At 31.0% G+C, this 18842-nt stretch carries 17 protein-coding genes and 1 riboswitch; of the genes, 11 read left to right on the top strand and 6 right to left on the bottom strand.

Features of this window, described 5'->3' with window-relative positions; genetic code table 11:
* Together purH and purD are read left to right on the top strand one after the other, a co-directional pair.
* Positions 1-1479, top strand: coding sequence for a bifunctional phosphoribosylaminoimidazolecarboxamide formyltransferase/IMP cyclohydrolase (gene purH / locus CD129_RS06750; RefSeq protein ID WP_115337606.1), 1479 nt, complete (start codon positions 1-3; stop codon positions 1477-1479).
* 9 nt (positions 1480-1488) lie between these two features.
* Entirely contained in the window at positions 1489-2739 is a 1251-nt protein-coding gene (purD, locus tag CD129_RS06745) for a phosphoribosylamine--glycine ligase (RefSeq protein WP_107509834.1), read from the top strand.
* A 752-nt stretch (positions 2740-3491) separates the two neighbouring features.
* Here purD and CD129_RS06740 read toward each other — a convergent pair.
* The 4 genes from CD129_RS06740 to CD129_RS13445 all read right to left on the bottom strand — a co-directional run bounded on the left by CD129_RS06740 (position 3492) and on the right by CD129_RS13445 (position 6713).
* Positions 3492-4283, bottom strand: a complete 792-nt coding sequence (locus CD129_RS06740) for an energy-coupling factor transporter transmembrane component T family protein (RefSeq protein ID WP_078356774.1) — start codon at positions 4281-4283, stop codon at positions 3492-3494.
* Complete coding sequence (locus CD129_RS06735; protein WP_078356775.1) at positions 4273-5676, bottom strand: ABC transporter ATP-binding protein; 1404 nt, start codon at positions 5674-5676, stop codon at positions 4273-4275. The genes CD129_RS06740 and CD129_RS06735 overlap by 11 nt, the downstream gene beginning before the upstream one ends.
* A gap of 11 nt (positions 5677-5687) precedes the next feature.
* A complete protein-coding gene (locus CD129_RS06730) occupies positions 5688-6263 on the bottom strand; it encodes an ECF transporter S component (RefSeq protein ID WP_078356776.1) in 576 nt (191 codons plus the stop codon).
* Between the two features lie 95 nt (positions 6264-6358).
* Positions 6359-6462: riboswitch (TPP riboswitch) on the bottom strand.
* A 125-nt stretch (positions 6463-6587) separates the two neighbouring features.
* The gene (locus CD129_RS13445) at positions 6588-6713 is read right to left on the bottom strand and encodes a hypothetical protein (RefSeq protein WP_256681898.1); all 126 of its coding nucleotides are present in this window, start codon (positions 6711-6713) and stop codon (positions 6588-6590) included.
* A gap of 147 nt (positions 6714-6860) precedes the next feature.
* Between CD129_RS13445 and auxA the strand changes: the two genes are divergently transcribed.
* The 7 genes from auxA to ptsP all read left to right on the top strand — a co-directional run bounded on the left by auxA (position 6861) and on the right by ptsP (position 15252).
* A complete protein-coding gene (auxA, locus tag CD129_RS06725) occupies positions 6861-8159 on the top strand; it encodes a lipoteichoic acid stability factor AuxA (RefSeq protein ID WP_078356777.1) in 1299 nt (432 codons plus the stop codon).
* 492 nt (positions 8160-8651) lie between these two features.
* Positions 8652-9824: a class I SAM-dependent rRNA methyltransferase gene (locus CD129_RS06720; protein ID WP_115337605.1), complete on the top strand. Its 1173-nt coding sequence runs from the start codon at positions 8652-8654 to the stop codon at positions 9822-9824.
* 72 nt (positions 9825-9896) lie between these two features.
* Positions 9897-10433: a DUF697 domain-containing protein gene (locus CD129_RS06715; protein ID WP_078356779.1), complete on the top strand. Its 537-nt coding sequence runs from the start codon at positions 9897-9899 to the stop codon at positions 10431-10433.
* A 696-nt stretch (positions 10434-11129) separates the two neighbouring features.
* Complete coding sequence (locus CD129_RS06710; protein ID WP_115337604.1) at positions 11130-12224, top strand: carbohydrate kinase; 1095 nt, start codon at positions 11130-11132, stop codon at positions 12222-12224.
* Positions 12221-13138: a pseudouridine-5'-phosphate glycosidase gene (locus CD129_RS06705; RefSeq protein WP_078356781.1), complete on the top strand. Its 918-nt coding sequence runs from the start codon at positions 12221-12223 to the stop codon at positions 13136-13138. The genes CD129_RS06710 and CD129_RS06705 overlap by 4 nt, the downstream gene beginning before the upstream one ends.
* A 135-nt stretch (positions 13139-13273) precedes the next feature.
* A complete protein-coding gene (locus tag CD129_RS06700) occupies positions 13274-13540 on the top strand; it encodes a phosphocarrier protein HPr (RefSeq protein WP_016912884.1) in 267 nt (88 codons plus the stop codon).
* Positions 13540-15252 (top strand): phosphoenolpyruvate--protein phosphotransferase, encoded by a 1713-nt coding sequence (gene ptsP / locus CD129_RS06695; protein ID WP_126577740.1) that lies wholly within the window; start codon positions 13540-13542, stop codon positions 15250-15252. The genes CD129_RS06700 and ptsP overlap by 1 nt, the downstream gene beginning before the upstream one ends.
* Positions 15253-15282: 30 nt before the next feature.
* Here the strand turns inward: ptsP and CD129_RS06690 are convergent, their stop codons facing one another.
* Both CD129_RS06690 and CD129_RS06685 read right to left on the bottom strand, forming a co-directional pair.
* The gene (locus tag CD129_RS06690; RefSeq protein ID WP_115337603.1) at positions 15283-16056 is read right to left on the bottom strand and encodes a metallophosphoesterase; all 774 of its coding nucleotides are present in this window, start codon (positions 16054-16056) and stop codon (positions 15283-15285) included.
* Positions 16056-16286: a glutaredoxin family protein gene (locus CD129_RS06685; RefSeq protein ID WP_078356784.1), complete on the bottom strand. Its 231-nt coding sequence runs from the start codon at positions 16284-16286 to the stop codon at positions 16056-16058. Before CD129_RS06685 ends, CD129_RS06690 begins: the two co-directional genes overlap by 1 nt.
* 184 nt (positions 16287-16470) lie before the next feature.
* On the opposite strand from CD129_RS06685, the gene CD129_RS06680 reads away from it, so the two are divergent.
* Complete coding sequence (locus CD129_RS06680; RefSeq protein ID WP_078356785.1) at positions 16471-17817, top strand: cytochrome ubiquinol oxidase subunit I; 1347 nt, start codon at positions 16471-16473, stop codon at positions 17815-17817.
* A complete protein-coding gene (locus tag CD129_RS06675) occupies positions 17817-18833 on the top strand; it encodes a cytochrome d ubiquinol oxidase subunit II (RefSeq protein WP_078356786.1) in 1017 nt (338 codons plus the stop codon). Before CD129_RS06680 ends, CD129_RS06675 begins: the two co-directional genes overlap by 1 nt.
* Positions 18834-18842: the final 9 nt, after the last annotated feature.

Raw genomic sequence — 18842 nt, 5'->3', positions numbered from 1 at the left:
ATGAAGAATGCAATATTAAGTGTTTCAGATAAAACAAATATAGTGGAATTTGCAAGTAAACTTATAGAAAATGGTTATAAAATATATTCAACAGGTGGCACTAAAAAAGCACTAGAAGATGCGAAAGTTGAAGTTTATTCCGTTTCTGATTTAACACATTTTCCTGAAATAATGGATGGAAGAGTAAAAACTTTACATCCAGGTGTACATGGTGGGATTCTTGCAAATCGTTCTATACCTGAACATTTATCAGCATTGAAAGAACAAGATATCGATTTAATTGATCTAGTTGTTGTAAACTTATATCCATTTAAAGAAACAATCAAAAAAGACAATGTCACCGAAGATGAAGCGATTGAAAACATAGATATTGGCGGACCAACAATGTTAAGAGCTGCTGCAAAGAACTTTAAATTTGTAACTACAGTAGTTGACCCGGAAGATTATAACGAAGTCATTGATCGTATTGAAAATAATAAACTTGATGAAACATATCGCAAATCTTTAATGGTTAAAGTATTTAAACATACAAATGATTATGACAAAACAATTGTTGAGTTTTTCGCAAATGAATCTGAACAATTAAGATATGGTGAGAATCCTCAACAAAGTGCGACATTTGTAAAAACGTCAAACGAAACAAACACATTAGCTGGTGCTAAACAATTACACGGTAAAGCATTAAGCTTTAACAATATTAAAGATGCTGATGCAACTTTATCACTTATTAAAAAATTCGAACAACCAGCTGCAGTAGCTGTTAAACACATGAATCCATGTGGAGTAGGTGTAGGAGAAACAATCGAAGAAGCTTATGATTACGCATATGAAGCGGATTCTCAATCTATATTCGGTGGAATTGTTGCATTAAACAGACCAGTTACTAAAAAACTAGCGGAATCATTACATTCAATTTTCTTAGAAGTAGTAATTGCACCAAGCTTTGAAAAAGAAGCTTTGAAAGTATTGACTAAAAAGAAAAATATTAGATTGTTAGAAATTAATATGACAGAAACAAAAGATGAACAAGAATTTGTTTCTGTATCTGGCGGTTACTTAGTACAAGATAAAGACAATGCTGTTATATCTAGAGATGAGATGAAAGTTGTAACTGATGTTGAACCTACAGAAGCGCAATGGAAAGCTTTAGAATTATCATGGAAAGTTGTACGTTCAGTAAAAAGTAATGCAATTGTACTTGCAAACGACCACCAAACTGTCGGTGTAGGAGCGGGTCAAATGAATAGAGTAGGTTCTGCAAAAATAGCAATTGATAGAGCAATCGAAATGAATGACAATGTTGCTTTAGCGTCTGATGGATTTTTCCCAATGGGAGATTCAGTTGAAACAGCTGCAAAAGCTGGAATTAAGACAATCATTCAACCTGGTGGCTCAATTAAAGACCAAGATTCAATTGATATGGCTAATAAATATGGAATCAGTATGGTATTTACTGGTATGAGACACTTTAAACATTAGGAGGTCAATATGAAAGTACTTGTTATAGGATCGGGTGGAAGAGAGCATGTATTAGCTAAAAAATGTAGTACTTCAGAGTTAGTTGATAAAGTATTTGTTATTCCAGGAAACGATGCGATGACTGAAGTAGCTACAATAGTTTCAGATATAGATGAAACAGATCATAAATTAATTAGAGATTTTGTTGTAAAGCACGAAATTGAATGGGTAATTATTGGACCAGAACAACCATTAATTGATGGGTTAACAGATGAATTAGAACAGACCAATGCTAAAGTGTTTGGACCTAATAAACAAGCTGCTCAATTAGAAGGTTCAAAAGAATTTGCAAAAAAAATCATGGAAAAATATAATATTCCAACTGCTGAATATCAAACTATTACGGATAAAGATAAAGCAAAAAAATATGTTGAACAATGTAAAATTCCAATAGTGCTTAAAAAAGATGGATTAGCTGCTGGAAAAGGGGTAATTGTTGCATTAACACGTGATGAGGCTAGAGAAGGTGTTGAGACTTTATATCAAACTCAAAATGAAAAAGTTGTTTTTGAAGAATTTCTTGATGGTGAAGAATATTCAGTTATGACGTTTGTGAATAATGAGTTTGCAGTTCCATTCGATTGTATCGCTCAAGATCATAAACGTGCATATGATGGTGACATAGGTCCAAATACAGGTGGTATGGGAGCATATTGCCCAGTTCCTCATATATCTGACGACATCTTAAAAGAAACTAACGAAAAAATAGCACAACCTATTGCAGACGCTTTAGTAAGCGAAGGAATCAACTATTTCGGATTAATCTATATAGGTGCTATATTGACTGAAGATGGTCCAAAAGTAATAGAATTTAATGCAAGATTTGGTGATCCAGAAGCACAAGTGCTCCTAACTAGATTGGACTCTGATTTTATAGAAATTTTAGAAAAAGTTTATAAAAAAGAACCTATCACGCTTGAGTGGAAAGATGAAAGTGTAGTGGGTGTAGTACTTGCCTCTAAAGGTTATCCAGGATCCTATGACAAAGGTCATTTAGTTGAAGGACTTGAAGACTTAAATCAATATTTTGTTAGTGCTTTGAAAAAGAATGACAAAGGGCAATATGAGAACAATGGTGGTCGAGTTATGATAGCTATCGGTATGGGTGATGATATAGAATCAGCTCAACAAGATGCTTATAACCAAGTTAGTAAAATTAAAAGTAATCAGTTGTTTTATAGAAAAGACATCGCACATAAAGCTATAAAAGCTAATAAGTAAATAACTTGGACATAAATGTCTTAGAAATTTAAAAAGAGCAGAAATTCATTATTAAAATTGAATTTCTGCTCTTATTTTTTATGAAAATCATTGTGTCAACTATAGACTTTGTTGGCATTTTTTTATGCGCATGCTTTCCGCGGGCATGTTCTCAGCCTGTAGTCTTCGAATCATGCTTTTCCCGCAGGAGTCAGCGCTAAAAAATGCCAAATATTAATTAAATATTTATAATATAGGTGGAATTTATTCAAGAGTTGATTTAATAAATATATTTATTAAATCAAAAAACTAAACTAAACTTATAAATTTAAGTTTAGTTTGACTACAGTCCGAAGTAACACTTAGAGCTACCATATTTCTATATAAAAATAGTTGTTGAGAGTGATTTTGTAAAGTGCGGACGCCTGAGGGAATAGTATGCGTGAGAGACTACAGGCTCGAGCCATACCCCTAGGCAAGCATGCACGAACAAAATCGTAAGATTTTATAAAAATGGTTATTAGTAGTGATTTTGTAAAGTGCGAACGCCTGAGGGAATAGTATGTGTGAGAGACTACAGGCTCGAGCCATACCCCTAGGCAAGCATGCACGAACAAAATCGTAATATAAAAAATAAGCATATCACTGTAATCTTTAAAAATCGGTTAAGTGATATGCTTATTTATTTTGAGTTAGGATTTATGTCCTAAGCATTTTTACATTGCGTTATACTTCATTCTTTTGGGAAAGGTATGGTCAAATATAACGCAATGTTATCTAATATCAGAAATGCTTGTTATGGGTATATAAATACTTAATAAGTACGCAACAACTACAAGCAAAATCGTCATTAGAACAAAATATAAATCTTTCATTGTAATAGGTACTTTATAATAGTAAGTTCTTTTTTGATTCGTAAATCCTTTCGCTTCCATTGCCACAGCTAATCTATGAGACTTTCTAATGCTTTGACTTAAAGTAGGTATAAGCAAATGATTTACCCATTTCAATCCTTTACGATTACTTTTGTCTATAACTGAATACCTCATTTTTAAAGCTTGTCTTAATTGCATAAATGAACTAAACATAATTGGTATCAATCTAATTGAAGCCATAAAAGCATAAGCAATTTTAGGTTTTAACTTTAAATGTTGCATGAAACTGTAAAACACGAAAATAATTTGAGAAGTAAAAGGAATGACCATCCCATAAAATGAAATGACGAGTGTACGCATTGTTACATGTAAACCTCTTAGTAAACTCTCATTTGTTATATGAATGATCCCTAACTGAAATATAGTATTATCTCCTTCACCATAAAAAATCATAAACAAAGAAGAAGTAAATCCAAAGAATAATGTAATCATAATTATAATGAGAAGGGGTAACCATTTAACACCACTCATTATAATTAAATAAATAAACATTATAAGGGTTAAATAAATCATGAAATCAAAATCATGAATAAATATAGCAAAGAAAAATAATACTATACCTAATAAAAGTTTGGTTAAAATATTTACATCATCTATAAAAGTAGAATATTTTTTCCAATTAGTTAACATGTGATTCACCACCGTTAACGTCTAATTGATGATTGTTAATGACTAATGTTCTTGTAGCATATCTTTCTATTATTTCATTTTCATGCGTGATCATTAATATAGTTTGTCCTTTGCGAACTCTTTCATGAAATAACTTGATAAGTTCAAAAGTATTATGACTATCCAAACCAAATGTTGGTTCGTCTAATAAAATAATTTCTGAATTAGTACTTAATGCTGTTGCTACACTTAAACGTTTCTTTTGGCCAATAGATAGTTCAAAAGGATGTTGGTCTTTAACATGATACAAGTTTAAAAGATTTAACATTTCATTAGTTTTTTCAATTGCGGTTTCTTTGTCTTGAAAAGCAAAATTGATAAATATTTCATTAAAGACAGATATTTCTATAAACTGCAATTCTGGGTTTTGATAGACAAAGTACATATGTTTAGATGCATCTTTAACTTTTTTTAATTGTTTATTCTTATATTTAACTTGTCCATTATATTTTATAAGTTGCATTATACTTTCTAAGAATGAAGTCTTACCAGAACCGTTTTGTCCTGTAAGCCCAATCCATTCACCACTATTAATAGTTAAGTTATCTATTGTAAAAAGTTTTCTGTTACTTCTTAAAATATCTAAATCTTTAATTGTTAATAAAGTTTCTTGTGCGGAAGATTTATTTTTTAATTGAGGTGCATAATTCCAAGAAAGTGGATGCCATACACCATACTGATTTAAAATATCTATATGATTTTCCAATATATCAGATGGAGTACTATCGTGTGTGATTTGTCCTTGTTCATTCATAACAATCACTCTATCGACAAAATTCCAAATATAATCAACTTTATGTTCTACAATTACAACAGTTTGATCTTTCCAATGTTGCATTATTAAGTCCCAAAGTTGCGTTGTAGACTGATGATCGAGCATAGCTGTCGGTTCATCTAGAAATAATGTTTGAGAATTTTGTAATAATATAGAAGCAATAGCTAATTTTTGTTTCATACCACCACTTAAACGGTTGATTTTTAACGAGGCATCAGCATTTAAATTCACTTTATTCATTGCTTCATTAATCATTCCATCCATCTCTTTTGGATCTACATTCATATTTTCAAGTACGAAAGCTAATTCTTCTTTAATCTCAGGCATACAAAATTGTGTATCAGGATCTTGAAAAACAACTCCTGGAAGTGTGTCGATAGTTATAGAATCAAGTTTCATTGGAATATCCAATGACCTAGGTATAATGCCGTTTAATACATTTAGTAATGTACTTTTTCCTGAACCACTTGGTCCTAATAACAGTACTTTCTCTTTATCATTAATTTGAATATCTAAATTTTTAAATATAATGCGTTCATCGTCTGGGTATTTAAGTCTTAAATTTTTTAGTGATAACAATTGGTTTACTCCTATAGTAAGTCATAGTCTTTTTTAGATGCAGGTCTAAATAGTTTAGTGACGCCAGTCTGATCAAGCGCTCTTACAATTGCATATCCTAAAGCGCCGCCTACAATAGCACCACTTAAAATTCTAATTGTGAACATCAAAATTACATTCCATAATGCAACATCACTTAAATAATTATAAAACCAATCAATCGGTAACGTAATAATACCTGCCAACATTCCGGCAACAATAGCAACTGATAATTTTCTATATTTATAACGAACTACTAAAAATACAATTTCACAAGCTAAACCTTGAAGTAATGCATAAACAAAAGTAGGTATATCAAATTGTCCCATTACAATTGTTTCGCCAGCACCAGCAGCAAATTCTGCAAGTAAAGCCACACCTGGTTTTTGAATAATTAAATACGCTATAATTGCTGCTATAAACCAAAAACCATATACGGATTGTTCTAAATGTAATCCTAAAGGTTTTAATATTTCATATGGAATCCATAAAAATTTATAAATGATTGCAAATAAAGCACCAATTAAAACTGTGACCAAAATATCAGATAAAGTTAATCTCTTTGACATGCTAATTATCTCCTTTTTTATAAAAAAATGTGCACTCCTATATCTAAATAGAAGCGCACAAAAATATTGTTATCATTTATAAATGAATATTATTATATGATTTACGAACACTTTCCTACGCTAGTATCATCTAGATCAGGTACAAAGGGTTCAGACCTTCTCATGTCTGTCTCAGTTTAAAACACCCCTAGTGCATTTATTAAATTGTTATCACTACGATAAGTCTTATCATGCATTTTGTCAATAGGCTATAATGAACAAAAAAACCCCCTATGAAAAGATAGAATGTTTCCATAGGGTATTTATTAGAACTACGAAAGTTGTTTATTCAAATGTATCTTGAATATTATCTTTTGTTTCGTCTTGTCCATTTTTATCGTCTTTCTTATTTTCTTGTTCTTGTTTCTTAGCTTTTTCTGCTTCGTCTTTATGTTTATCGTTATGTGTCATAAATAACACTCCTTTAAAATGTATGATATTATTATATACCCAACAACATATGAGTTTTAAACTTAATGTACTACTTGGGACTGATTTTCAATTTAATTAAAGACATTTGAAAATGAAACAATTATAATGTTCAATGAGGTGAAGAACATGTCTATAAAGAAAAAAAGCTGGGAAGTTCATTTTAGTCGTATTATAGGAATATTCATTTTAATTACCGGATTACTTATATTATTTAATGCACCACGTATTAAAGATTATAATATCAAGGAATCAAATGATATCCATATAAGAAATATTTGGGACTTTTTTGTAGCTTTTTTTGATGAGTTGGTTAGAATATTGCACCATTATATTGGTGGTTTTCCTGTAATAGCAGCAATAATAATTTTACTATTTGGTATATTTATTTTACTGATTGGACGTACTTTAAGAAGAACAACGAATTATGATTATGACATTTCTATATTTTATATCGGCTTGACGATAATATTAATGATTGTCATGATGATGACGATGTTCCAAGTTTATAGTTTTGCATCATTCTTATTTATTATCCCATTCAGTATTCACATTGGATATGTTGTTTATAAAAATGAGCTTAATCCGATGAAACGGAAACAGCATTATTTATGGATTATCATTTCTTATGGTATATGTTATTTCATTTCTCAATTTGCAATGAACCATAACATTGATGCGGAAAATGTAAAGCCTATCGATGTAATGAGCGTTAATTTATTCTTTGTATTATTATGGTGCTTTAGTCAAATGTCCGTATGGATTAGTTTATATTTAAGAAGATCTTTACCAGTAAGTGATAAAGATATTGAAATGGTTAATGATGAAAAACACTCAAGAGCAAATAATAATTTATTAACAAGTAAAATATTTAGCATATCTGAAAGTTTTTATGAAAAATCACAAAGCCTGAAGCAAACAACTTTAGAAAAGTTTAACTCTGAAGAAGCAATTGCTAAAAGAAAAAAACGTAGTGAAAAATGGAAAGAAATTATAAAAATTGAAGATGATGATATTCCGAAATGGATGAGAAGACCTAAATGGTTAAAGAAAAGTTATATAGAATGGATTTGTACAGCAATTTTATTCTTATTTACTTTTATTGAGTTTAACAATCGTAATGGCTTATTCTTATCAGGAGAATGGAAATTATCACAAACTCAATATGTGTTTGAATGGTTAACATTATTTATAATGTTGTTGCTTATCATTTTATATGCATACTTTAATTACACGACAAACTATAAAAATAAAAATAATTTTGGGAAACTATTCGTTATATCAGCACTGTTCTTTGAAATTGCAACGACATTCTTTGTCTCAGCAATTCAAACATCACAGTTCTCAGTATTCATAACACCAATTTCATTTTTACTATTATTGTTTGTAACACCAGCATTTATAATTCATCTAAAAAAATCTTTCTAGAGAAATATAGTCAAAACCTGCCAACAAAGTCGAACTTTGTTGACAGGTTTTTTATGTTTTAGAGTATCAGTATACTTTTTGTAGGACTTTTTTATTCACACAACATGTAAGTAGAGTAAATATGGATAGGTGTAGTGACAAAACTGAAGAGAAGTGTAAACAAGGGCAACTATATTCACACAATTCAAGAGTTATATAACATTTTATATATATAGATTAAAATAAATATTTAGCTTGATAGTGAAATTAAAAATGTAAAAAGTAAATATTTTTAATGAATTTCTTTGGAAAATGTATTGCACGGAATAATCTTATCCTTTATACTAATTTTAGTAAACGTTTACATAAAAGGGGATCAAACTTTCTGGGGGAAATTTTGATTAATAAATTCGGTTAACAGAGTATTCTAAAGGGGGATACTCTGTTTTTTTGGCGTTTTGCGTAATATACGTTATAATATGTGAGACATTTCGAAAGGATGGCCAAAAAATAATGAAACAGTTAATGCTCAAAAGAGGTAAAGAAGATAAATATTTAAGAGGTTTCCCTCTTGTTGAAAAAGATGATGTATTTGATATGCCAAGTACAGATGAAGGTGAATTAGTAGCGCTTGTAGATTCTGGTAAAAGATTTATTGCTACAGCTTATTATGGTGAACAAAATAAAGGTATCGGTTGGGTATTATCTTTAGATTCAACTGAAAAGATAGATCATAACTTTTTTGTAAATCTATTTAAGACGGCTAAAAGTGAAAGAGAATATTATGATCATGTTGATGGTATAAATGCATATAGAATATTCAATGCTGAAGGTGACGGTATCGGTGGATTGACAATTGATTATTACGACGGACATTTACTGATTCAATGGTACTCTGTAGGTATTTATCGTTTGAAAGATAGATTGTTACCTGCTATTAAAGAAGTATTTGAATATAAATCTATTTTTGAAAAAAGAAGATTTAGAGGAATGGAAACTGCATCTGATTTTGTTGACGGAACAGCACCTGGTTTCCCATACGTAGTGGAAGAAAATCATTTATATTATAATATCGATTTAGACGATGGACCGATGACAGGTATTTTCCTAGATCAAAAAGATGTACGAAAAAAATTAAGAGATCATTATAGCGAAGATAAAGATGTGCTGAATTTGTTTAGTTATACTGGTGCTTTTTCTGTTGCAGCAAGTGAGAATGCTAATTCCACGACTAGTGTAGATTTAGCAAACAGAGCAAGACCACTTACTGAAGCTAATTTTGGATTAAATGCAATTGATTTAAATAATAATCATATATTCATCATGGATGTATTCGATTATTTCAAATACGCTCTTCGTCACGGTTTGAGTTATGATGTAGTTGTTATTGATCCTCCAAGTTTTGCTCGTCATAAGAAAAAAACATTTAGCGTTCAGAAAAATTACCCAGAATTAATTGAAGGGTCTTTAGAACTACTAAATGAACAAGGTACTTTAGTATTAAGTACAAATTCAAGTGCTTTTCCTCAAAAAGCGTTTAAGAAGATGATTAACCAAACATTGGATGCGCTAGATGTAGATTATACAATTTCAGATGTAATGGGCTTACCTAAAGACTTTAAGAGCCATCCACATTACAAACCGAGCAAGTATTTAAAAGTAGTCTTTGTCCAAATAAATGGTTAAAATTTCCTAAAACGGGTATAAGTTAATATTCTAGTATTGAATACTAACGAAACTGTGAGGAGATTGAACATAATGGGTATTTTTAATAAAATTAGTACAAAAGCAGGAAATAAAGCATTAGGCATAGAAGAAATTAAAAAACGTTCTGAGTTACCAGTAACACAAGATGAATTATTAGAGCGTAGAAAAAGAGCTAAAGAACTAGTTTATAAAAAATCATTAATGTCATCTGCAGCGAATGTAGTTCCTATCCCAGGTTTAGGTGTGGGTATGGATATTAAACTTATGGGTGATATTATTGAAGATATCAATAAAATTTATGGACTAAGTCATAAACAAGTGAACAAAATGCAAGATGATTTAAAACAAAAAGTGCTTACATCAGCTGCCATGAAAGGTAGTCAATTCATAGGACAAAAAGTTACTAATGCTATGGTGAAAGTATTCTTTAAATCAGTAGTTAAACGTGAAGCAGCTAAACAATCAAGATGGATACCACTTGTAGGTCAAGCTGTTGCTGGTTCAATTAGTTATTATTTAATGAAAAAAATGGGTGACGATCACATTAAGAAATGTGAAACAGTTATTCAAGAATTTATAGGTGAATAGTGTTATAAAAAGAGGATGGGACAATTAATTTGTCCCATCCTCTTATTGTATATTGTTGATTTTGAGGGTGTCTTAGATTAACTTTTGACTTAATCTACAACTTAGCTGAACTCTTCGATTAACTTCCGACTTAATCTACAACTTGGCCAAACTCTTCGATTAACTCCTGACTTAATCTACAACTTAGCCAATCTCTTCGCTTAACTATCTAATTAATCTACAACTTGGCTGAACTCTTCAATTAACTTCTGACTTAATCTACAACTTGGTCGAACTCTTAGATTAATTCCTGACTTAATCTACAACTTAGCTGAACTCTTAGATTAACTACCGACTTAATCTACAACTTAGCCAAACTCTTAGTTTAACTTCTGACTTAATCTACAACTTGGTCGAACTCTTCGCTTAATTGTCTAATTTATCTACGACTTAACTCATTTTTTTATAAACTTATTTATGTTTCAGCATTTCATCATTATATAGGCGGTGTTTGATTGGATTAATTATGCACTTATATCAATCTTTTTTAAATAAAATAATTTTTCTCGGGAGTAGTATGACAAAATCTATTTTTATAAAATTAGAACTTTGTACTACTCCTAATATTTTTAAATTTGCATTTTAAATGAAAACGCTTTATAATGAATTTGTAAACATAAGTTCTAAAAATAAACATTTGTTTGTGAGGTGAGTTACTTGAATGAAAATGAAAAGTTAATACTTAATTTAATTAAAGAGAACCCTTTTATTTCACAACAAGAATTATCAGATAAAGTTGGTTTATCAAGACCAGCTGTTGCAAATATAATATCAGGATTAGTAAAGAAAGAATATGTGCAAGGAAAAGCTTATGTATTAAATGAACAAAATCCTATTGTTTGTATAGGTGGTGCGAACATTGATAGGAAGTTTCATGTTACAGACAAATTAGTACAAGGTACTTCGAATCCTGTTACATCTGAATCATCTATTGGTGGAGTTGCAAGAAATGTCGCAGAAAACTTAGGACGTATAGGTGAAGATGTACTTCTATTAACAACTTCAGGAAATGATGCAGAGTGGCAACATATTGCTGATTTATCGTCACCATTTATGAATGTAGATTATGTTGAGAAAATTTCTAGTGAAGCTACAGGTAGTTATACAGCATTGTTAGATCAAGATGGAAATATGACGATGGGGCTCGCGGATATGTCAGTATATGACAAAATTACGCCAGAGTTTATGATTAAGAATACTTATTTATTAAATAAGTCGAAATGTATCATTGCTGACTTAAATTGTCCTAAAGAAACACTTGAGTTCTTATGCTCATATGCAGAGAAAAAACAAATTAAACTTGTTCTGATCGCTGTTTCAGGACCAAAAATGAATAGACTTCCAAACAATTTACACGCAGTAGATTGGTTGATTTTAAATAAAGATGAGGTTGAATCATATGTTGGTAAAGAAGCACATTCAGAATTAGAATTACAAAGTTATATGAGTGAGATTAAGTCATTAGGTGTTAGCAATTTAATTGTTACATCTGGTAAAGAAAAGATATTTTATGTAGGTACAGAGGGACAACATGAGTTTCAGGTTAACGCAGTAGACCGTGTTGTAGATGTAACAGGAGCTGGAGATGCTTTTACATCAGCATTAATTTACGGATGGCTGAAATCATATGATATAGAACAAATTGTTAATTTAGCTAGAGCAAATGCTTCAAAGACTATTAAAACATCTTATACAGTTAGACAAGATTTAGATAGAAAACAACTAATAAAAGACATGGAGGAAATAAAATGAAAAACTATATTCAATTTTCAAAAGAGGTAGAAAAAGCTAAACAGGAAGATAAAGCAATCGTTGCATTAGAATCTACAATTATTTCACACGGTATGCCATACCCACAAAACGTAGAAATGGCTAAAAAAGTGGAGCAAATTGTAAGAGACAATGGTGGAGTTCCAGCAACTATAGCAATTATTAATGGAGAAATAAAAATCGGTTTAAATGATGAAGAACTAGAATTATTAGCAAGTGCAGAAGATGTTGCCAAAGTTTCAAGAAGAGACATTGCAGAAATATTAGCTACTAAAAAAATCGGTGCAACTACTGTAGCATCAACTATGATTTGTGCTCAATTAGCTGATATTAAATTCTTCGTAACAGGTGGAATCGGTGGTGTTCATAAAGGCGCAGAACATACAATGGATATCTCAGCTGATTTAGATGAACTTTCAAAAACTAAAGTAGCAGTAATTTGTGCTGGCGCAAAATCAATCCTTGATTTAGACAAAACTTTAGAATATTTAGAAACTAAAGGTGTACCAGTGGTTGGCTATCAAACAGATGAACTTCCTGCATTCTTTACAAGAGAAAGTGGTTTGAAATTAAATACGAGAATCGATGATGTAAAAACAATTGCACAATTAGCAGAAGTACAATGGGATTTAGGATTAGATTCAGGTATCGTAATTGCGAACCCAGTTCCTGAAGAAGATCAATTAGACTCAAGTTTTATTAACGGAATTATAGATAAAGCAGTTGCAAAAGCTGAAAAAGAAGGCGTTCATGGTAAAGATTCAACACCATTCCTATTAGGTGAAATTGTTAAACAATCTGATGGAAAATCATTAGAAACAAATATTAAACTTGTTGAACATAATGCCAAAATTGGAACACAAATAGCAGTTGAATATTCGAACCTATCAAAATAAAGGAGAATTGAATCAAATAACTGCATAGTTATGTAATTTGATTGAATTGTAAGTGTTTTTTTGATATTCTTTAATCGTATAGATAAAATTTGATTTTATACAAATTAAATATAGGAATTAGAAGGAGACAATAATATGGAACAAAATTCTTACGTAATAATTGACGAAACGGGTATTCATGCAAGACCAGCAACTATGTTAGTACAAACTGCATCTAAATTTGATTCAGATGTACAATTAGAATATAACGCTAAAAAAGTAAACTTAAAATCTATTATGGGTGTAATGAGCCTAGGTGTTGGTAAAGATGCTGAAATCACTATCTACGCTGAGGGTAGTGACGAGAAAGAAGCAATCGAAGCAATTACTGAAGTATTATCAAAAGAAGGATTAACTAAATAATGTCTGAAATTTTAAAAGGGATAGCTGCATCTGATGGTGTGGCTATTAGTAAAGCATATTTATTAGTTGAACCTGACTTATCATTTTCTAGCGAAAATATCAGCGATGTAGATGGCGAAGTTGAAAAGTTCAAAGCAGCTGTTAACCAATCTAAAGTTGAATTAACTCAGATTCGAAATAATGCTGAGAAACAACTTGGAGCTGATAAAGCTGCGATTTTTGATGCACATTTATTAGTGTTAGAAGATCCAGAATTACTCAATCCAATTGAAGAAAATATTCGCAATAATAAAGTTAATGCGCCAACAGCATTAGAAGAAGTATCTTCAAATTTCATTACGATTTTTGAAAATATGGATAATGAATACATGAAAGAACGTGCGGCAGATATCCGTGACGTTTCGAAACGTATTTTGGCTCATATATTGGGAGTAGAGTTGCCAAATCCTAGTATGATTAATGAAAGCGTTATTATTGTTGGTGAAGATTTAACACCATCTGATACAGCACAACTTAACAAAGAATTTGTTAAAGGTTTTGCTACAAACATCGGTGGAAGAACTTCACACTCAGCAATAATGAGTCGTTCATTAGAAATTCCTGCTGTAGTAGGTACAAAAGATATTACTAGCCGAGTGAAACATGGAGATAGTCTTATCATTGATGGTCTATCTGGTGATGTAATTATTGACCCTACAGAGGATGAAGTTCAAGCTTACGAACAAAAACATACTAACTTCTTAGCTGAAAAAGAAGAACTAGCGAAACTTGTTAATGATGAATCTGTTTCTAAAGACGGAGTTCATGTAGAACTTGCAGCTAATATTGGAACACCTAAAGATTTAACGGGTGTTAAAAATAATGGTGCAGAAGGTATCGGTTTATACCGTACTGAGTTTTTATACATGGGTAGAGACAATATGCCTTCAGAAGAGGAACAATTCGAAGCTTATAGTAAAGTATTAAAAGAAATGGACGGTAAACGTGTAGTTGTTCGTACTTTAGATATTGGTGGAGATAAAGAATTATCTTACTTAAACTTACCTAAAGAAATGAACCCATTCTTAGGATATAGAGCTATTCGCTTATGTCTAGACCAAACTGACATCTTTAGAACACAATTAAGAGCATTATTACGTGCATCTGAGTTCGGTAAATTAAATATCATGTTTCCAATGATAGCTACAATTAAAGAATTCAGAGACGCTAAAGCAATCTTACTAGAAGAAAAAGAGAAATTAGTTTCTGAAGGTGTTAAAGTTGATGATGATATCGAAATCGGTATTATGGTAGAGATTCCATCAACTGCAGCACTTGCTGATATCTTTGATAAAGAAGTTGATTTCTTCAGTATCGGTACAAACGATTTAATCCAATACACTATGGCAGCTGATCGTATGTCTGAGCGTGTTTCATATTTATACCAACCATATAACCCAGCAATTCTTCGCTTAGTTAAGCAAGTAATTGAAGCTTCACATAAAGAAGGTAAATGGACAGGTATGTGTGGAGAAATGGCTGGAGATAACACGGCAATTCCATTATTACTTGGATTAGGCTTAGATGAATTTTCTATGAGTGCGACAAGTATTCTTAAAGCAAGAAAACAAATCAAACAATTAGATCAAAAAGAAATGCAAGAATTAGCAAGTCGTGCTATTAACTGTGCAACTGAAGAAGAAGTTGTAGAACTTGTTAATGAATTATCATAAATGGTAAATAAAAAGTAGGGCGTGATTTACTCACGTCCTACTTTTTTTAGCTTTAATATTAAATATGCCAATTTCAGGTGAACAAAATATTCTAATAGGTAATCTCGTCATGCCTATACCTTTGTTTACAAATAGATGTTGCTGTCTTCTAATATGATATAAACCTTGAATATATTTTTTGCCAAAAGTAGGTGTATATAATGCACCAATTTTAGGCACGCGTACTTGGCCTCCATGTGTATGGCCAGATAATACTAAGTCGATGTTAGGGTCCAACAATTTAACTTTATCAGGTTCATGCATCAAACCTATTCTATATGCGATAGGACCATCTGCTAATTGGAAGGAACTATTAAAATTTGGTTGGCCAAAACATATATCGTCTATTCCATGTATTAAAATATTACCAGCTGGAGTCACAATTTTATAATAATCATTTAGTAGTAATTGAAAACCAGACTTTTTTATGATGTTTAATACGATTTGTATACTGTTTGACCCGTAATCATGATTGCCAGGAACGAAAAACTTACCATATTTTGATTGAATCGTTCTAAATAAAGGTATAACAAGATAAGGATCAAATGAAGCATATTTGATATTGTCAAAACAATCACCAGTAAAACAAACTATATCAGCCTCTTGTTTGTTTATTAAAAGAACAAGTTGATGTAAGTATTCTAAAGTAGAATAATAGCCTAAGTGTAAATCTGAAATATGGACTATCTTTAAATTAGTAGATAAATTACTTTGAAGTGAATGCGTTACTAACTTTATTTTAGAATTTGGAAAATGAAATTTCATCAGTTTTTACCTAAAGCTTCATTGAAAGAATTTATATCAACTTGGTAAAATACTTTATCATTTATAAGAACAGTAGGCGTTGAAAAGCTATCTAAATCTATTAATTCATTTTTGAACTGTTTATTTTTAATATTTTTTTCAGTGTAATCAATTTCCTTTTCCTTGAAATATTGTTTAACAAATTGGCAAGGGGGACACTGATCTTGTGTATAAATCGTAACTTTATTCATTGCTTTCACCTCGACTTTATATAGTCATATTATAACGATTTCTAATTGTGTTCAACGATTATGTTTAATAATGCCACTAATTTGTCATTACTTTGTAAATGTTAAACATTTTATTAATGTTTAAAATGATGTATACTGAGTTTAAATTGTGATGTAAATCACAAATGTTGAATGGAGGAATATTATGGATGCAGTAGTTATTAGTCGTTTACTGACTGCTATGACCTTGGGATTCCATATCATATTTGCAACAATTGGTGTAGGTATCCCATTAATGTTTGCTATTGCTGAATTCATAGGTATTAAGAAAGACAATCCTATGTATATTGCTATGGCAAAGCGTTGGTCTAAAGGTTACACAATTACTGTAGCAGTTGGTGTTGTTACAGGGACGATTATTGGCTTACAATTATCATTATTGTGGCCGTCATTTATGCAATTAGGTGGTCAAGTTATTGCGCTACCATTATTTATGGAAACATTTGCCTTTTTCTTTGAGGCGATTTTCTTAAGTATTTATCTATATACTTGGGATAGATTTAAAGGAAAATGGACACACTTTTTAATTAATTTACCAGTTATTATTGGTGGAACATTCTCAGCGTTTTTCATTACATCTGTGAATTCTTTCATGAATACGCCTAGTGGTTTTGATTTTATTAACGGGAAATTAATGAATATTGATCCATTAGCAGCAATGTTTAATGCATCATTTGGGGTAAGATCATTCCATGTAATTGCGACTGCTTTTATGACAGCTGCATTTATTTTGGCAAGTATTGCAGCATATCGTTTAATCAAGAATAAATTCATTGACGATAAAGAATATCATAAAAAAGCACTTAAACTTACTATGACAGTAGGTCTTATTGCGAGTTTATTCGCTATGCTTGCAGGTGATTTATCTGCAAAATTTTTACATGAAGAACAACCAGAAAAGCTAGCAGCTATGGAGTGGCATTTTGAAAGTGAATCAAAAGCTGACCTTGTATTATTTGGATTAGTAGATGAAGATAAACAAGAAGTTAAAGGTGCTATTAAAATTCCTGGGGCGCTAAGCTTCTTATCAGATAATAATTTCAATACTGAAGTAAAAGGGCTAAATGAATTCAAAAGTGATGAAACACCACCGCTTATTATTCATTATTTCTTTGATTTAATGGTGTTCTTCGGTGTTTATTGTTTTGCAGTTTCAGCATTGTTCATCGTATTAAAATGGTTCAAGAAATGGTCTCAATATAGTAAACCTATATTGTATTTAGCTGTTTTGACAGGTCCATTAGCAATGCTAGCTATAGAATTTGGTTGGTTCTTAGCAGAAATGGGTAGACAACCTTGGATATTACGAGGCTATTTAAAAGTTGCAGATGCAGCTACACATGCTGATGGTTTAAGTCTAGTATTTATAGCTTTTGCAATTCTTTATTTAATACTAGGTATTTCATCAAGTTATGTTCTAATTAGAATGTTCAGTCATAGTAAAGCTACGGATGATGTGAATAAAATAATAGACAGAAAGGGTGAAGTATAATGGATTATCAACATATAGGAATCACTGTACTTTGGCTCTTTTTGTATGGTTATATCATTATCGGTGCGATAGATTTTGGTGCTGGGTTCTTTGCTTTTCATGCAAAATTAACAAAACAAGATCATATTATTAATAATTTAATATCTAGATATTTAAACCCAGTTTGGGAAGTGACTAATGTATTCTTCGTATTCTTCTTTGTTGGAATAGTTGGATTCTTTCCAGACTCAGCATATTACTTTGGGTCAACATTATTGATACCAGGTAGTATAGCTTTAATACTATTAACAATACGTGGTAGTTTCTATGCATTTGAAAACTATGGACAAGATAGCAAGTTGTCTTGGTTATTCTTATATGGTGCTACAGGTTTACTTATTCCTGCATCATTTTCAACAATATTGACGATAGCTGAAGGTGGATATATTAAAGAAACAGATAAAGGAGTCAGCTTGCAATGGGTTGAATTATTGCTAAGTCCTTATGCTTGGGCGGTTGTCTTTTTAGCGATTATCTCTGTATTGTACATTTCTTCAGGATTCTTAACATTTTATGCAAATAAAGCAAAAGATTCTGAAGCATATCACTTATTGAGACAGTGGTTCCTTATTTGGGCAGTCCCAATGATTGTTATTTGTCAATTTGTATTCTTATCATTAAGACAACATAATGAAGACCACTTTAATAACGCTTTAGGTAGTTTCTGGTGGTTATTTGGTTTAAGTATCGTATTCTTCATTATAGCAGTTGTACTTATTTACTTAAAAAAAGCGCATGGTGTTGCATTTATCATGATATTATTACAATTTGGAACTGCATTTTTCGGATACGGTATTAGTAAATTACCGTATATTCTATATCCGTTTATAAATATTAATAAATCAGTTGTAAATGATCAAATGGCATTAATGCTTATTATCGTATTTATTTTAGGTTTACTTTTACTTGTTCCATCGCTAATATTATTATTAAGATTATTTATCTTTGATGCAGATTACGTTAAAGGTAAAAAATAATAACAATCA

Origin of the sequence: Mammaliicoccus fleurettii, from assembly GCF_003970575.1 — a bacterium.
Lineage (GTDB): Bacteria > Bacillota > Bacilli > Staphylococcales > Staphylococcaceae > Mammaliicoccus > Mammaliicoccus fleurettii.
Note: the sequence above shows the minus strand (reverse complement) of the source record. Positions and strands in the feature narration are given on the sequence as shown.

What these genes read in the sequence shown, in the direction of transcription:
- CD129_RS13445 (WP_256681898.1), bottom strand. Translation starts at nt 6,713, where the DNA reads ATGACACATAACGATAAACATAAAGACGAAGCAGAAAAAGCTAAGAAA.
- CD129_RS06730 (WP_078356776.1), bottom strand. Translation starts at nt 6,263, where the DNA reads ATGTCAAAGAGATTAACTTTATCTGATATTTTGGTCACAGTTTTAATT.
- CD129_RS06740 (WP_078356774.1), bottom strand. Translation starts at nt 4,283, where the DNA reads ATGTTAACTAATTGGAAAAAATATTCTACTTTTATAGATGATGTAAAT.
- CD129_RS06675 (WP_078356786.1), top strand. Translation starts at nt 17,817, where the DNA reads ATGGATTATCAACATATAGGAATCACTGTACTTTGGCTCTTTTTGTAT.
- purD (WP_107509834.1), top strand. Translation starts at nt 1,489, where the DNA reads ATGAAAGTACTTGTTATAGGATCGGGTGGAAGAGAGCATGTATTAGCT.
- auxA (WP_078356777.1), top strand. Translation starts at nt 6,861, where the DNA reads ATGTCTATAAAGAAAAAAAGCTGGGAAGTTCATTTTAGTCGTATTATA.
- CD129_RS06715 (WP_078356779.1), top strand. Translation starts at nt 9,897, where the DNA reads ATGGGTATTTTTAATAAAATTAGTACAAAAGCAGGAAATAAAGCATTA.
- CD129_RS06685 (WP_078356784.1), bottom strand. Translation starts at nt 16,286, where the DNA reads ATGAATAAAGTTACGATTTATACACAAGATCAGTGTCCCCCTTGCCAA.
- purH (WP_115337606.1), top strand. Translation starts at nt 1, where the DNA reads ATGAAGAATGCAATATTAAGTGTTTCAGATAAAACAAATATAGTGGAA.
- ptsP (WP_126577740.1), top strand. Translation starts at nt 13,540, where the DNA reads ATGTCTGAAATTTTAAAAGGGATAGCTGCATCTGATGGTGTGGCTATT.
- CD129_RS06680 (WP_078356785.1), top strand. Translation starts at nt 16,471, where the DNA reads ATGGATGCAGTAGTTATTAGTCGTTTACTGACTGCTATGACCTTGGGA.
- CD129_RS06720 (WP_115337605.1), top strand. Translation starts at nt 8,652, where the DNA reads ATGAAACAGTTAATGCTCAAAAGAGGTAAAGAAGATAAATATTTAAGA.
- CD129_RS06705 (WP_078356781.1), top strand. Translation starts at nt 12,221, where the DNA reads ATGAAAAACTATATTCAATTTTCAAAAGAGGTAGAAAAAGCTAAACAG.
- CD129_RS06700 (WP_016912884.1), top strand. Translation starts at nt 13,274, where the DNA reads ATGGAACAAAATTCTTACGTAATAATTGACGAAACGGGTATTCATGCA.
- CD129_RS06690 (WP_115337603.1), bottom strand. Translation starts at nt 16,056, where the DNA reads ATGAAATTTCATTTTCCAAATTCTAAAATAAAGTTAGTAACGCATTCA.